The 14843-nt window shown below is 69.6% G+C and carries 13 protein-coding genes and 1 tRNA gene; 9 read left to right on the top strand and 5 right to left on the bottom strand.

Annotated features, from left to right (window positions below; translation table 11 throughout):
- Positions 1-1319, bottom strand: a 1319-nt coding sequence (locus tag ACZ4WS_RS23090) for an MFS transporter (RefSeq protein ID WP_467983099.1), incomplete at its 3' end; no start/stop codon positions are given.
- Positions 1320-1595: 276 nt separating this feature from the next.
- Positions 1596-3143, bottom strand: coding sequence for a potassium/proton antiporter (locus ACZ4WS_RS23085; RefSeq protein ID WP_467983098.1), 1548 nt, complete (start codon positions 3141-3143; stop codon positions 1596-1598).
- A 225-nt stretch (positions 3144-3368) separates the two neighbouring features.
- On the opposite strand from ACZ4WS_RS23085, the gene ACZ4WS_RS23080 reads away from it, so the two are divergent.
- Positions 3369-6119 (top strand): penicillin acylase family protein, encoded by a 2751-nt coding sequence (locus ACZ4WS_RS23080; RefSeq protein ID WP_467983097.1) that lies wholly within the window; start codon positions 3369-3371, stop codon positions 6117-6119.
- 126 nt (positions 6120-6245) lie between these two features.
- On the opposite strand, the gene ACZ4WS_RS23075 is transcribed toward ACZ4WS_RS23080, so the two are convergent.
- Entirely contained in the window at positions 6246-6893 is a 648-nt protein-coding gene (locus ACZ4WS_RS23075) for a 5-formyltetrahydrofolate cyclo-ligase (RefSeq protein ID WP_467983096.1), read from the bottom strand.
- Between the two features lie 61 nt (positions 6894-6954).
- Between ACZ4WS_RS23075 and galU the strand changes: the two genes are divergently transcribed.
- The 7 genes from galU (at position 6955) to ACZ4WS_RS23040 (ending at position 12616) form a co-directional block, all read left to right on the top strand.
- On the top strand, positions 6955-7857 hold the full coding sequence (gene galU / locus ACZ4WS_RS23070; RefSeq protein WP_467983095.1) for a UTP--glucose-1-phosphate uridylyltransferase GalU: 903 nt from the start codon (positions 6955-6957) through the stop codon (positions 7855-7857).
- A gap of 5 nt (positions 7858-7862) precedes the next feature.
- A complete protein-coding gene (gene glp, locus ACZ4WS_RS23065; protein ID WP_467983094.1) occupies positions 7863-9185 on the top strand; it encodes a molybdotransferase-like divisome protein Glp in 1323 nt (440 codons plus the stop codon).
- 84 nt (positions 9186-9269) lie between these two features.
- A complete protein-coding gene (gene moaC / locus ACZ4WS_RS23060; protein WP_327429384.1) occupies positions 9270-9749 on the top strand; it encodes a cyclic pyranopterin monophosphate synthase MoaC in 480 nt (159 codons plus the stop codon).
- Positions 9746-10285: a MogA/MoaB family molybdenum cofactor biosynthesis protein gene (locus ACZ4WS_RS23055; protein ID WP_467983093.1), complete on the top strand. Its 540-nt coding sequence runs from the start codon at positions 9746-9748 to the stop codon at positions 10283-10285. The genes moaC and ACZ4WS_RS23055 overlap by 4 nt, the downstream gene beginning before the upstream one ends.
- Positions 10286-10308: 23 nt before the next feature.
- Positions 10309-10986: a GNAT family N-acetyltransferase gene (locus tag ACZ4WS_RS23050; protein WP_467983189.1), complete on the top strand. Its 678-nt coding sequence runs from the start codon at positions 10309-10311 to the stop codon at positions 10984-10986.
- A gap of 173 nt (positions 10987-11159) precedes the next feature.
- Positions 11160-12446: a divisome protein SepX/GlpR gene (gene sepX / locus ACZ4WS_RS23045; RefSeq protein WP_467983092.1), complete on the top strand. Its 1287-nt coding sequence runs from the start codon at positions 11160-11162 to the stop codon at positions 12444-12446.
- 96 nt (positions 12447-12542) lie between these two features.
- Positions 12543-12616 (top strand) — tRNA-Ala (locus tag ACZ4WS_RS23040).
- A gap of 174 nt (positions 12617-12790) precedes the next feature.
- Here the strand turns inward: ACZ4WS_RS23040 and ACZ4WS_RS23035 are convergent.
- The gene (locus ACZ4WS_RS23035) at positions 12791-13276 is read right to left on the bottom strand and encodes a GNAT family N-acetyltransferase (protein ID WP_467983091.1); all 486 of its coding nucleotides are present in this window, start codon (positions 13274-13276) and stop codon (positions 12791-12793) included.
- Positions 13277-13357: 81 nt separating this feature from the next.
- On the opposite strand from ACZ4WS_RS23035, the gene ACZ4WS_RS23030 reads away from it, so the two are divergent.
- Positions 13358-14161, top strand: a complete 804-nt coding sequence (locus ACZ4WS_RS23030; RefSeq protein WP_467983090.1) for an exodeoxyribonuclease III — start codon at positions 13358-13360, stop codon at positions 14159-14161.
- Here ACZ4WS_RS23030 and ACZ4WS_RS23025 read toward each other — a convergent pair.
- A complete protein-coding gene (locus ACZ4WS_RS23025) occupies positions 14149-14787 on the bottom strand; it encodes a MerR family transcriptional regulator (RefSeq protein ID WP_467983188.1) in 639 nt (212 codons plus the stop codon). The genes ACZ4WS_RS23030 and ACZ4WS_RS23025 overlap by 13 nt on opposite strands.
- Positions 14788-14843 lie beyond the last annotated feature (56 nt).

The raw sequence follows: 14843 nt of genomic DNA, 5'->3' as shown, positions 1-14843 counted from the left end.
GTTCTTGGGGGGGAGTAGAAGGGGGCCACCCCAAAAAAAAACCCCCCCCCCCCCCCCCCCCCCGCCCCCCCCCCCCCCCCGCCCCCCCCCCCTCCCCCCCCCCCCCCCCCCCCCCCCCCCGGCACCAGTTGCGCGCGCAGGGCCACCAGGGTCACCAGAGCCAGTGCCGTACCTGCCATCGGCACCAGGAAACCGGCGCCGTCCCAGAGGCGGTCCTCCAGCTGTCCGGCGACCGTGACGGCCGCCGCCTGACCGAGGGCGACCGCGCCGGTCAGCCAGGTGAAGGCCTCGGTTCGGGCGGTCGCCGGCACCAGGCCCTCGACCAGCGTGTAGCCGGTGATCAGGGCCGGAGCGATGCACATGCCGACCAGGAGGCCGATTCCGGCGAGCACGATCACGGAGTGGGCGGCCCACAGCCCGGAGGCGACCAGGGTGAGCGCCGCGTAACCGATGACGAGCCGTCGCTGCGGGGCCACCTTCCAGGCGATGGCGCCGCAGACGATGCCGGAGAGCATGTTGCCCGCGGCGAAGACGCCGTACAGGACACCGTTCAGTCCGGGCTCGCCGATCGACTCGCTGAACGCGGCGAGGGAGACCTGCATACCGCCGAAGACGGAGCCGATGCCCAGGAAGGTCACGATCAGCACGCGTACTCCGGGGATCCGCAGCGCGGAACCGTGGTCCACGCGCGCGTGCCCTTCAACAGCGACGGCGGGCTGCGTGCTCTTCTGCGCGGCGAAGAGGAGACCGCCGATCAAGGTCAGCCCGGCCTCGGTCAGTAGGCCCGCGGCCGGGTCGACCGCGGTGCACAGAGCGGTCGCCACCAGCGGGCCGAAGACGAAGGTCAGCTCGTCCGTGACGGACTCGAAGGCCGCCGCGGTGGTCATCAGGGGAGAACCCTGGAGCTTCACGCCCCAGCGGGCGCGCACCATGGGGCCGATCTGCGGTACCGAGGCACCGGTCGGCACGGCGGCGGCGAAGAGGGCCCACAAGGGGGCGCCCGCCAGCGCGAGCGCCGTCAAGGAGAGGCCTGACAGGGTGTGCACGAGGACGCCGGGCAGCAGGACGGCCCGCTGTCCCAGACGGTCGGCGAGACGGCCCGTGAAGGGCGCGAACAGCGCCATGGAGACGCCGGTGACGGCGGCGACGGCGCCCGCGGAGCCGTACGAGCCGGTGGTGTGCTGCACGAGCAGCACGATGGAGATGGTCAGCATCGCGAACGGCTGGCGTGCCGCGAAGCCGGGAAGCAGGAAGGTCCAGGCGCCGCGTGTGCGCAGCAGTTGCCCGTACCCAGGGCGGGAGGTGACCGTGGATGCCACGGCCGTGCCTTTCTGCCGCCTGGTAGCGCGCCCGATGCGGGGGCGCCGAGAGCTGTCCTCTTGCGCGGAACTGCGGTAGATACCGGGTCGCTCACTGTGAGGGCACCGCGGCCGCCATACGGTCGCGCCAGCACTGCGTCAGGCAGAGTTGGTTCGATCAGGGTGTGCCTTCATCCTACAGGGGTGAACGATCCGGTGCCTGTGAAAACGAGCACCACGGCATCGTTGACCTGCGAATGCATCGAATGCATATCGACGCTTAAGGCTCCGTTCGCCTTAATGTCCCGTTCGGGGCCCGTTTCCATTGCCCGCCGCCCCCAGCCAGCCGGCCAGCTTGCCGCCCTGGCCCACCGCTCGGAGCCGTAGCTCGGCCGCGTCGCGGACCGGATCGGTGGCCACCACGAGCAGCTCGTCGCCGCGCCGCAGCACGGTCGTGGGCAGCGGCACGAAGGACTTCCCGTCGCGTACGACGAGGGTGACGGCGGCGCCCGCGGGCAGCCGCAGCTCGTTGACCTCGACGCCGTGCATGCGCGACCCCTCGGGGATCGCGACGGACAGCAGATGGCCGCGCAGCCGTTCCAGGGGCGCCGATTCGATGCCCAGGTCGGCGGCCTCCGTGGACTCGCCCAGGCGCAGTTTCCGGGCCAGCCAGGGCAGTGTGGGCCCCTGGATGAGGGTGTAGACGACGACCAGGACGAAGACGATGTTGAAGATCCGGCGGCTTTCCTCGACGCCGCTCACCATCGGGATCGTCGCCAGGATGATGGGCACGGCGCCGCGCAGCCCCGCCCAGGACATCAGGGTCTGCTCCTGCCAGGGGATGCGGAACGGCAGCAGGCTCACGACAACGCTCAGTGGCCGCGCCACCATGGTGAGCACCAGCCCGATGACGAGCGCGGGCCAGATGTCGTCGCCCATTTCGTGCGGCGTGACCAGCAGGCCGAGCAGGACGAACATGCCGATCTGGGCGATCCAGCCGAGCCCTTCGGCGAAGCCGCGCGTGGCGGGCCAGTGCGGCAGCTTGGCGTTGCCGAGCAGCATCGACGCGAGATAGACGGCGAGGAAACCGCTGCCGTGGGCGAGCGCTCCGGCGGCGTAGGCCACGACGGCGATCGCCATCACGGCGATCGGGTAGAGGCCGGAGGCGGGCAGCGCCACATGCCGCAGCCCGTACGAGCCCAGCCAGCCCACCGCGAGGCCGATGGCCGCGCCGATGGCCAGCTCCAGGGCTATCTCGCCCAGCAGCGCGTACCAGTGCTCCACCGGGCCGGCCGTGGAGAACGCGACGACGAGGATGACCACCGGGGCGTCGTTGAAGCCGGACTCGGCCTCCAGGACACCCGTCACGCGCGCGGGGAGAGGGATTTTCCGCAGGACCGAGAAGACCGCTGCCGCGTCCGTCGAGGACACCACCGCACCGATGATCAGCGCCTGCCGCCACTCCAGCCCGATGAGGTAGTGCGCCGCGGTGGCCGTGAAGCCGACGCTCACCGCGACCCCGACCAGCGCCAGCGAGGTGGCGGCCGGAAGGGCCGGCTTGATCTCCTTCCACTTCGTGCCGAGACCGCCCTCGGCCAGGATCACGACCAGGGCCGCGTACCCGATGACCTGGGTCAATTCGGCATTGTTGAAGTGGACGTTGCCGATCCCGTCCTGGCCCATCGCGATGCCGATGCCCAGGTACACGAGCAGCGTGGGGAGCCCGCTGCGCGACGAGATCCGGACCGCTGCCACCGCGACGAGCAGGACGATCGAGCACACGAGCAGGAGCTGGTTGAGGTGGTGGACAGTCAGTGGCTGTTCCCTTCTCGCCAATCCGGGCACGGGATTCGACCACGTCGATCCGATTGCCGGACGTTGGTACGTCAGTCCAAGTACTTCGTTACCTTACCTAACTCTTGACGCTTTCTTGACACTCCTGTGGGCAAGATCGAACGCCCGTCCGCTCGGGTACCCGACTCCGCGTCAAGGCGCGATGGGCCCTGCGCCTATGGTTGCTCCAGCACTCCAGGACCGCCTGCCGCTCGCGTTAGGACAGCAAGGACAGCGATGCCCCCCAACACCACCGCCTCTTCCGGCCAAAAGCCCGGCAAGTCCGGCAGGAAGAAGGGGCGCAAAGCCCGACTGTTCTTGATTGTCCTGGTCCTGGCCATCATCGGAGGCGTCGCCTTCGGCGCGTACTGGAGCATCAGCACCGTCCGCGCCTCCTTCCCGCAGACCAAGGGCTCCATCACGCTCGACGGACTGTCCGGCCCCGTCGACGTCAAGCGCGACAGTTACGGGATCCCGCAGATCTACGCCTCGTCCGACGAGGACCTGTTCATGGCGCAGGGCTTCGTCCAGGCGCAGGACCGGTTCTACGAGATGGACGTGCGCCGCCACATGACCTCGGGCCGCCTGTCCGAGATGTTCGGCAAGAGTCAGGTCAAGAACGACGAGTTCCTGCGCACCCTGGGCTGGGACCGCGTCGCGAAGGAGGAGTACGACACCAAGCTGTCGGCCTCCACGAAGAAGTACCTCCAGGCGTACGCCAAGGGAGTCAACGCCTACCTGAAGGGCAAGGACGGCAAAGACATCTCCCTGGAGTACGCGGCCCTTGGTTTCACCAACGACTACAAGCCCCAGGAGTGGACCCCGGTCGACTCGGTGGCCTGGCTCAAGGCGATGGCCTGGGACCTGCGCGGCAACATGCAGGACGAGATCGACCGCTCCCTGATGACCAGCCGTCTCGGCCCGAAGCAGATCGCCGACCTGTACCCGGAGTACCCGTACAGCCGGAACAAGACGATCGTCCAGGAGGGCGAGTACGACAGCGTCACCGAGTCGTACGTCCAGGGCAGCTCCACCACCACGACCGCCACCACGGCGGGCACGGGGCTGGCGAACAACACCACGGCGCCCTCCAGCCTGCAGAGCCAGCTGTCGGGGCTCTACGACGTCCTCGACGACCTGCCCACGGCCGTCGGCGTGAACGGCAACGGCATCGGCTCCAACTCCTGGGTGGTCGACGGCAAGCACACCATCACCGGCAAGCCGCTGCTGGCCAACGACCCGCACCTGTCGGCCTCACTGCCGTCGGTCTGGTACCAGATGGGCCTGCACTGCACGAGCATCTCCAGCAAGTGCCAGTACGACGTCTCCGGCTACACCTTCGCGGGCATGCCCGGTGTGGTCATCGGCCACAACCAGGACATCGCCTGGGGCATGACCAACTCCGGGGTCGACGTCACCGACCTCTACCTGGAGAAGCTCACCGGCGACGGCTACCAGTACGACGACAAGGTCCTGCCCTTCAAGTCCCGCGAGGAAACGATCAAGATCGCGGGCGCCAAGTCCAAGACGATCGTCGTCCGGGAGACCAACAACGGGCCCCTGCTCTCCGATCGTGACGACGAACTCGTCAAGGTCGGCAAGAAGGCCACCGTCGACGAAGCGGCACCCGACCGCGGCGACGGCTACGGCATCTCGCTGCGCTGGACCGCACTGGACCCGGGCAACTCCATGGATGCCATCTTCCAGATGGACAAGGCGTCGAGCTGGACCGAGTTCCGCAAGGCGTCCGCGTCCTTCGACGTGCCCTCCCAGAACCTGGTCTACGCCGACACCCAGGGCAACATCGGCTACCAGCTGCCGGGCAGGATCCCCACCCGCGGCGAGAGCGACGGCTCGCTCCCGTCGCCGGGCTGGGACTCCAAGTACAACTGGACCGGCTACATCAAGCAGGCCGAGCTGCCCTACGAGTACAACCCCAAGCGCGGCTACATCGTGACCGCCAACCAGGCCGTCGTCGACAAGGACAAGTACCCCTACACGCTCACCACGGACTGGGGTTACGGCACACGCAGCCAGCGGATCAGTGACCTGATCGAGTCGAAGATCAAGGGTGGCGGCAAGATCTCGACCGATGACATGCGCCAGATGCAGCTCGACAACAGCAGCGAGATCGCCAAGCTGATCGTGCCCAAGCTGCTCAAGATCGATGTCGCCGACAAGAACGTCCGTGAGGCGCAGAAGCTCCTCGAGGGCTGGGACTACACCCAGGACGCCGACTCCGCGGCGGCCGCGTACTTCAACGCGACCTGGCGCAACATCCTCAAGCTCGCCTTCGGCAACAAGCTGCCCAAGGAGCTGCGGGTCAAGGGCCAGTGCCTGTACGTCGACCGGGTCGACACCACCGGTCCGGCGGACGAGGACCAGACCGTGCGCGAGTGCGGCCAGCGCGACGCGGACCAGGCGCAGCCGGACGGCGGCGACCGCTGGTTCGAGGTGGTCCGCAAGATCATCGACGATCCGAACAACGACTGGTGGTCCGCGCCCAAGTCGGGCACCGACCGCGCGGTCACCGATCGCGACGGGCTGCTCAAGCGGGCCATGAAGGACGCCCGCTGGGAGCTGACCGCCAAGCTCGGCAAGGACATAGATACCTGGAGCTGGGGCCGGCTGCACCGCCTGTTCCTGAAGAACCAGACTCTGGGCACTGACGGCCCCGCGTTCCTGAAGTACATGCTCAACCGCGGCCCCTGGAAGCTCAGCGGCGGCGAGGCGACCGTCAACGCGACCGGCTGGAACGCGGCGGGCGGCTACGGAGTGGTCTGGGTCCCGTCGATGCGCATGGTGGTCAACCTCGGGGACCTCGACAAGTCCAAGTGGATCAACCTCTCCGGCGCCTCCGGGCACGCCTACAGCGCCCACTACACCGACCAGACGGACAAGTGGGCCAAGGGCGAACTGCTCCCATGGGCCTTCTCGGACAAGACGGTCGACAAGACGACGAGTGACACGCTGGTACTGAAGCCGTGAAGCCGTGAAGCACTGAAGCCGTGAAGCACTGAAGCACTGAAACGGTGACCTCGTGAAATTGGCCCTCCACGCGTGCGTGGAGGGCCAATTCGTCTCTGCGGGAGTGGGTGACTGCCGGACCGCGCGTCAGCGGAAGCGGCGTACGCCCGAGGGGGTCACCACCGCGTGCACGGGCCGGTCGTGCGCCTCCTCGGGCACCCGCGCGACGACCTCCGAGTCGTACAGGAGCACCACCAGCGCGGGATCGGCCTTCGCGCGCTCCAGTCGGGCCAGTACGCGGTCGTACGAGCCTCCGCCGCGCCCCAGACGCATGCCGCGCGCGTCGACGGCGAGACCGGGCAGCAGGACGGCGTCGGCGTCCTGGACGGCCTCCGGTCCCAGCCGCTCGCCCGCGGGCTCCAAGAGGGCCATTTTCCCGCCGTGTTGAACGCGTACGAGGGAGCTCGCTCCGGAGTACGCTCCCCAGTCCAGATCGTTGTCCGCCATCAGCGCCGGCAGCAGCACGCGCACGCCACGCGCGTGGAGTGCGTCCAAAAGCGCGAGGGTGCCGGGCTCGCTCCCCACGGAGACGTACGCCGCCACCGTGTGCGCGTGCGCCAGCTCGGGCAGCTCCAGGGCGCGGGCGGCGAGAGCTGCGGACGTTTCCCGCACGTCATCCGCTGTCAACCGATCTCTCACCGCGAGGAATCCTCGCCGCAACGTTCGCTTGTCAGGCTCAGGGGTAGATCCAATGTGACGCACAGGGTGTTCCCGTACCTTTCTTAATGCGCTCATATGAGAGCGAATTAACCGGAGCATCAGATTCAGCACATAGCCACCGGATATGGTTGCGGGCATGACTGAGTCGCACCCCAGGATCAGCAAGGCTGTCATCCCCGCAGCAGGCCTCGGTACCCGGTTCCTGCCGGCCACCAAAGCCACTCCCAAGGAGATGCTGCCGGTCGTCGACAAGCCTGCGATCCAATACGTGGTCGAAGAGGCCGTGTCGGCGGGTCTTGACGACGTCCTGATGATCACGGGCCGCAACAAGCGCCCCCTCGAGGACCACTTCGACCGGAACTACGAGCTCGAATCGGCCCTCCAGAAGAAGGGCGATGCCAGCCGGCTCGCCAAGGTCCAGGAGTCCAGCGACCTCGCCACCATGCACTACGTGCGCCAGGGCGACCCCAAGGGCCTCGGTCACGCCGTCCTGTGCGCGGCCCCGCACGTCGGTCACGAGCCCTTCGCGGTGCTCCTCGGCGACGACCTGATCGACCCGCGCGACCCCCTGCTCGCCCGCATGGTCGAGGTCCAGGAGCAGCACGGCGGCAGCGTCATCGCGCTCATGGAGGTCGCGCCCGAGCAGATCCACCTCTACGGGTGCGCCGCCGTCGAGGCCACCGCCGAGGGCGACCTCGTCAAGGTGACCGGCCTGGTCGAGAAGCCGGACGCGGCGGACGCGCCCAGCAACTACGCGATCATCGGACGTTACGTCCTCGACCCGCACATCTTCGACATACTGCGCAAGACCGAGCCGGGCCGCGGCGGCGAGATCCAACTCACCGACGCCCTCCAGCAGCTCGCCGCCGACGAGAAGGTCGGCGGCCCCGTGCACGGCGTCGTCTTCAAGGGCCGCCGCTATGACACCGGGGACCGAGGCGATTACCTGCGTGCCATTGTCAGACTCGCATGCGAACGTGAAGACCTGGGCCCGGACTTCCGGACCTGGCTTCGCAGTTACGTAGCCGAGGAGATGTAGGGACTTTGAGCAGCGCCGCGACCCGCACCACCGGCCAGGATCACCTCTGGTCGGTGGACGACCACCTGGAGGACATCCTCGCGACCGTCCGCCCCCTCGAACCCATCGAGCTGCAACTCCTCGACGCCCAGGGCTGCGTGCTGGTCGAGGACGTCATGGTGCCGGTCTCCCTGCCACCGTTCGACAACAGCTCGATGGACGGGTACGCGGTCCGGGTCACCGATGTCGCGGGCGCGAGCGAGGAGTACCCGGCGGCCCTGACGGTTGTCGGCGATGTCGCGGCCGGCCAGGCCGAACAGCCCTACGTGGGCCCCGGCCAGGCCGCCCGCATCATGACCGGCGCCCCGCTGCCGCCCGGCGCCGAAGCCGTCGTCCCCGTGGAGTGGACCGACGGCGGCCTGGGTGAGGGCCCGGTCTCAGGAATGCGTGCCCACAGCGCGGCCCCCGAGGGCGCTTCCGGACAGGTGCACGTTCACCGCCCGGCCGAGGCGCGCGCGCACGTGCGCGCGAAGGGCAGCGACGTGAAGGCCGGCGACCGCGCCCTCGAAGCGGGCACGGTCCTCGGCCCGCCGCAGATCGGCCTGCTCGCCGCGATCGGCCGCGGCACCGTACGCGTGCGCCCGCGCCCGCGCGTGGTCGTCCTGTCCACCGGCAGCGAACTGGTCCAGCCCGACGAGGAGTTGAGCGCCGGCCAGATCTACGACTCCAACAGCTTCGCCCTCTGCGCCGCCGCCCGCGACGCCGGAGCCATCGCCTACCGCGTGGGCGCGGTCGCCGACGACGCCGAGACGCTCCGCTCCACCATCGAGGACCAGCTCATCCGCGCGGACCTGCTGGTCACCACGGGCGGCGTGAGCGTCGGCGCGTACGACGTGGTCAAGGAGGCCCTGTCCTCCGTCGGCGACGAGGACGAGGCGGGCAGCGGCATCGAGTTCCGCAAGCTCGCCATGCAGCCCGGCAAGCCCCAGGGCTTCGGCTCCATCGGCCCCGACCACACCCCGCTGCTCGCGCTCCCGGGCAACCCCGTGTCGTCGTACGTCTCCTTCGAGATGTTCGTCCGTCCCGCGATCCGCACCCTGGCGGGTCTGGAAGACGTCCACAGGCCCACGACCAGGGCGACCCTGGAGACGAGCAAGGCGCTGACCTCGCCTGCGGGCCGTCGGCAGTTCCTTCGGGGGAAGTACTCCGACGGAAAGGTGACCCCGGTCGGCGGCGCCGGATCCCACCTGGTCGCGGCCCTCGCGCACGCCGACGCGCTGATCGTCGTCCCCGAGGACGACACCTCGGTCGAGCCCGGTGCCGAGGTCGAGGTGGTCCTGCTCGGCTGAGAGGTCCGAGTTGGCGGTACCGTGTCGCGCACAACAGGCCACGCACCGCACCGCGACAGGCCCTGACCGGGAGCGCCACACCACATGAGTACGCAGGACCGACTGACGCACATCGACGAGGCGGGCGCGGCCCGCATGGTCGACGTATCCGGGAAGGACGTGACCGCGCGCACCGCCCGCGCCAGCGGCCGCGTCCTGGTCTCGCCCCGTGTGGTCGAGCTGCTGCGCGGTGAGGGGGTTCCCAAGGGCGACGCCCTCGCCACCGCGCGCATCGCGGGCATCATGGGCGCCAAGCGCACGCCGGACCTGATCCCGCTGTGCCACCCGTTGTCGGTGTCGGGTGTCAAGATTGATCTGTCGGTCGCGGACGACGCCGTCGAGATCCTCGCCACCGTGAAGACCACGGACCGTACGGGCGTCGAGATGGAGGCCCTCACCGCGGTCAGCGTGGCGGCCCTCACCGTGATCGACATGGTCAAGGCGGTCGACAAGGGGGCGGTCATCACGGACGTGCGCGTCGAGGAGAAGACGGGCGGAAAGTCGGGCGACTGGAGTCGGGCATGACCGGCGACCCATCGACCGGCGGTGCCCTGGTGGCCCCCTACAGCGCGCTCGTGGTGACCGCGTCCAACCGCGCGGCGGCCGGTGTGTACGAAGACAAGGGCGGTCCCTTGATCGCCGAGGGGCTCGCGAAGTTCGGCTTCGCGGTCGACGGTCCGCAGGTCGTCCCCGACGGTGACCCCGTGGAAGCGGCGCTGCGCGCCGGCGTCGACGCGGGGTACGACGTCATCCTGACCACCGGCGGCACCGGCATCTCGCCCACCGACCGGACCCCCGAAGCGACGCTCAAGGTGCTCGACCACGAGATCCCGGGCATTCCCGAGGCCATCAGGGCGTTCGGAAGAGAGAAGGTGCCGACGGCGGCGCTGTCCCGGGGGCTCGCCGGAGTCGCGGGAGGCACGCTGATCGTCAACCTGCCGGGCTCCACCGGCGGGGTGAGGGACGGTCTCGCCGTCCTGGAGCCCCTCCTGATCCACGCCGTCGACCAGATCCGCGGCGGCGACCACCCCAGACCCAACAGCAGTGGGGGTGCGAGCTGAACAGCCCATCCTGGCCCGTCGAGCTGGTGGACGGCGACGTCGTCCTCCGGCCGATAAAGCTGCGCGACCAGCGGGCCTGGCGCGAGGTCAACCGGCGCAACCGGGACTGGCTGCGGCCGTGGGAGGCGACGATCCCGCCGCCCACCCCCAGCGGTCCGATCGCGCACCGGCCGACCTACCGCCAGATGGTCCGGCATCTGCGCGCCGAGGCCAACGCGGGCCGGATGCTGCCCTTCGTGATCGAGTACCAGGGGCGGCTCGTCGGACAGCTGACGGTCGCCGGGATCACCTGGGGCTCGATGTGTTCCGGACACATCGGTTACTGGGTGGACCAGGCGGTGGCGGGTCGTGGAGTGATGCCGACAGCCGTGGCGCTGGTGACCGACCACTGCTTCCGCGCGGTTGGACTGCACCGCATCGAAGTCTGTATTCGCCCGGAGAACGGACCCAGCCGCAGGGTCGTGGAGAAACTCGGATTCCGCGAGGAAGGGCTTCGTCCACGTTATCTCCACATCGACGGGGCCTGGCGCGACCATCTCGTCTTCGCCCTCACCGCCGAAGAGGTGCCCGAAGGGCTGCTCGGACGCTGGCGGCGGACGCGCTCGGAACAGGCCCGTTTGGAACAGGCCCGGTCGGAGCAGTCTCGCTCGGAGCAGACGGGCTCGCAGAACCCGAGCAAGCCGGGCAACGCCAGCAAATGAAATAGGTGTTCGAAATTGATCGGTCGGCGATCGCCTCAGGGCATTAAATTCGCGGTCCCGGTGGCCTGTTGATCGCATCAGTCACAAAAAAAGCTCGAAATATCAGCCAGATCGTGCGACACACCGGCGCAATTGGCAGATGGCCTCACGCAAACCCCTCTACCGTGTGAGGCGTGAGCAGCAGCGGCCTCATCTACGCAGTCATTGTCGGGGCCTGGGCCGCCTACTTGGTGCCGATGTGGCTCCGTAGGCAGGACGAGCTGAATGAGGCCCGTCCGACGGAACGCTTCAGCACCGCCATCCGGCTGCTGTCCGGACGGGCGGGTATGGAGCGCCGGTACGCCAAGGACCTGCGGGCGCGCTCCACCGAAGAGGGGGAGCCCAGCGCCGATCCGGACGGCGTCACCGATTCGGTGGACGTCCGGGCCTTCGCCATGCCTCCGACCCGGCCACAGGCCCACGCACAGGCCCAGCATCGGCCGCAGGCACAGGGGCGGGTGCAGCCACAACCGCCGGTGCAGGCGGAGTCGAAGCCCGCGCCTCAGGCGGCGGCCAGACAGAGCGGCGCGCCGTACGAGGCTCCGGGTGCCGCCAGGTCCGTACCGCACCAGTCGGTCAAACCCGCGCCGAAGCAGTCGGGGAAGCCCGCGCCCCAGCCCGCCTCCAAGTCCGCGCCCCGGCATGTGCCGAGCGCAGCGCGCCGTGCTTCTTCGGCGGAGGCCGCAGCGCGCGCCCGGCGCACGAAGGTGCTCGCGCGCCGGAGGCGTACGACCGTGATGCTGTTCCTCGGCTTCACGCTCGGCGCGATCGTCGCGGCTGTCGGCGGGCTCGCGCTCCTGTGGGCGCCCGGCGTGCCCGCCGTGATGCTGAGCGCGTACATCGTGTACCTGCGCGCCCAGGAGCGCCGGCGCTTCACCTACACCATGGACCGGCGCCGGGCCGAGGCCGCGGCGCAGCGGCTGCGGGAGCGGCAGCCGCGCCGGCGGCCGACCGCCGATCCCGGGGCCGACGAGCCGGACGACGGCCCCGAGCCGGAGACCGACCCCGGCCTGTCCGCGCTCGCCGCCGATCGTCGCGCGCTCGTGGAGCAGACCGACCACGCGGAGTGGGTCGACCAGCAGCGCGAGCGCCAGCGTGGCCCCGGCCAGGGGGACAGCTGGGACCCGGTGCCGGTTCCCCTGCCGACGTACGTGACCGCGCCGGTCGCGCCCCGGGCCACGCCCAGCGTCGACCTGGGGGCGCCCGACGCGTGGAGTTCCGCGCGCTCGAGCGCCGTGGAGCCGAGTGCGCCGGAGGCCGAGTCGGCCGCCGAGGAGGAGACCGACAGCGCGGGGGGCGCGGACGACGGTCGCAGCGACGCCCGGCGCGCCGCGTCCGCCCGGCGCGCACGCGAACGCGGTCGCACGCCGTTGTTCGACCAGTACGAGGACGGGGGACGGCCGCGCGCGGCCAACGAGTGACGGGTGGGTGACGGGGGCTCGGGAGCCCCTGGCTGACCAGCCAGGAACGGATTTCCAAGCACCTCGATGAGGATGCTAGAGTTTCACTCGTTGCAAGGGCCTGTGGCGCAGTCCGGTAGCGCACCTCGTTCGCATCGAGGGGGCCAGGGGTTCAAATCCCCTCAGGTCCACTGCAATCACTGTTCTCGAGCTTTGCTCAGGGCAGTTGACTGGATCCCGCCCGATCTCACTGATCGGGCGGGATCTTTGCGTTGCGGCAGCGGCGGCGGTAGCCGGCCGGGCCGGCGCCTCGCATCACGAGGTCGGAGTGGACGTCCCGCATTGCGAGGCCCGGGAGGGCGGGGTCAGTGCTCCCGCAGCGGCTTGGCGTAGCAGAGGCTCAGCTCGTGAAAGCGGTAGTGGCCGAACTTGGCGCAGGGCCCGTAGCCGCTCGACGAATAGAGCGTGACCGCCTCGGGTTGCTTGGCGCCGGTTTCCAGGACCATGCGGGTGCGGCCGGCCTCGCGGGCGTCGGCCTCCAGGGCGGCCAGCACGCGGCGGGCGAGGCCGAGGCCGCGGGCCTCGGGTATCACGTACATGCGCTTGAGCTCGGCATCGCCGTCCGAGTACCCCTCGTCGTTCTCGTCCTGGGTGCGCCAGCCGCCCGTGGCCACCGGGCGGTCCTGCTCGTCGTACGCGATGAGGTACAGGCCGAGCGGCGGAGCGAACATCGACGCGTCGAGCGGTGTGACGTCGCCCTCGTCGCCGTAGCGCTCGGCGTATTCGGCCTGCACCTGGTCGTTGAGCTCGACGGCGTCGGGGTGGTCGAAGGGGACCGGGCGGATATTCATGCGGTCAACCGTACATCTATGCGCTGGCTGGCGGTACCCGTTGAGTTCGGGTCGGCGGTACCGGTTAAGTATCGTGCCTGGGTGCTGACTGTTACCTCTGTGAATGTGAACGGGCTCCGGGCCGCCGCGAAGAAGGGTTTCGTGGAGTGGCTCGCGGAGACCTCCGCGGACGTGCTGTGCCTTCAGGAGGTGCGGGCCGAGCCCCACCAGTTGCCGCAAGCGGTCTGCGAGCCGGAGGGGTGGCACGTCGTGCACGCCCCCGCCGCCGCCAAGGGGCGCGCGGGTGTGTCCCTTTACACACGCCGCGAGCCCGATCGCGTCCGGGTCGGCTTCGGCTCCGAGGAGTTCGACTCCAGTGGGCGGTACGTGGAGGCCGACCTCCCGGGCGTCACCGTCGCCAGCCTCTACCTGCCCTCCGGCGAGGTCGGGACCGAGCGGCAGGACGAGAAGATCCGGTTCATGGGGGAGTTCCTCGAGTATCTGAAGGGGCTCAGGGAGCGGGCCGCCGCCGACGGGCGAGAGGTCGTCGTCTGCGGCGACTGGAACATCGCCCACCAGGAGGCCGACCTCAAGAACTGGCGCGGCAACAAGAAGAACTCCGGCTTCCTGCCCGAGGAGCGGGCGTGGATGGGGCAGGTCTTCGACGCGGGTGACGGCGGGTACGTCGATGTCGTGCGCGCCCTGCACCCGGATGTCGAAGGGCCGTACTCGTGGTGGTCGTACCGCGGGCGCGCGTTCGACAACAACACCGGATGGCGCATCGACTACCAGGTCGCGACGCCGGGACTCGCGGGCAAGGCGGTCAAGGGGTTCGTCGAGCGGGCGGCGACGCATGAGGAGCGGTGGTCCGATCACGCGCCGGTGACCGTCGTCTACGACCTCTGATCGCGCCGCGGCTCCCGTAGCCGTCGGTCCAGGGCCATCGAAAGCTCCGCCTCCACCACGCTCTTCGCCAGTGGGCGCAGGCGTTGGAGGTCGTCGGTGGTGCGGTCCTCGGTGAGGACGAGGGCGGTGAAGAGTTCGGCGAGGGCGTCGGCGTGGTCGCGGACGCGGCGGGCGGCGGTGAGGACGTCGGCGAGGGGGATGCCCTCGCGGACCAGTGCGGCCGAGACGTCGAGCAGGCGGCGGCTGATGTGGACGATCTCGCCGCCGTCGGTGCCGAGGTAGCCGAGGTCGAGGGCCGTGGCGAGGTTCTCGGGGGTCGCCTGGCCCGCGAAGGCGTCGGCCAGTTCCTCGGGGGAGACGCGGACCGGGGTCTCCTCGGTGGGTTCGCCGAGACCGAGGAGTTCGCCCACGTCGCGGCCGTGGTCGAACGCCTCCGCCAGCTCCGCGATGCCGCTGAGGGTGTGGCCGCGTTCCAGCAGCGCCGAGATCGTGCGCAGGCGGGCCAGGTGCGTGTCGTCGTACCAGGCGATACGGCCCTCACGGCGGGGCGGCGGAATGAGCTTGCGCTCGCGGTAGAAGCGCAGGGTGCGCACGGTGATACCGGCCTCCTTGGCCAGCTCCTCCATCCGGTACTCATGCTTCTCCGCCACGTGCGCACCCTACGTCGTACCGGCGGTAACTT

Source organism: Streptomyces sp. NPDC029292, assembly GCF_055569295.1.
This window is presented reverse-complemented; position numbering and strand designations above follow the sequence as displayed.

Bases quoted from the DNA above. Each gene is read 5' to 3' on its own strand.
- galU (WP_467983095.1), top strand. From the start codon at position 6,955: ATGACTGAGTCGCACCCCAGGATCAGCAAGGCTGTCATCCCCGCAGCA.
- moaC (WP_327429384.1), top strand. From the start codon at position 9,270: ATGAGTACGCAGGACCGACTGACGCACATCGACGAGGCGGGCGCGGCC.
- ACZ4WS_RS23025 (WP_467983188.1), bottom strand. From the start codon at position 14,787: ATGGAGGAGCTGGCCAAGGAGGCCGGTATCACCGTGCGCACCCTGCGC.
- ACZ4WS_RS23075 (WP_467983096.1), bottom strand. From the start codon at position 6,893: ATGAGCGCATTAAGAAAGGTACGGGAACACCCTGTGCGTCACATTGGA.
- ACZ4WS_RS23055 (WP_467983093.1), top strand. From the start codon at position 9,746: ATGACCGGCGACCCATCGACCGGCGGTGCCCTGGTGGCCCCCTACAGC.
- ACZ4WS_RS23035 (WP_467983091.1), bottom strand. From the start codon at position 13,276: ATGAATATCCGCCCGGTCCCCTTCGACCACCCCGACGCCGTCGAGCTC.
- ACZ4WS_RS23080 (WP_467983097.1), top strand. From the start codon at position 3,369: ATGCCCCCCAACACCACCGCCTCTTCCGGCCAAAAGCCCGGCAAGTCC.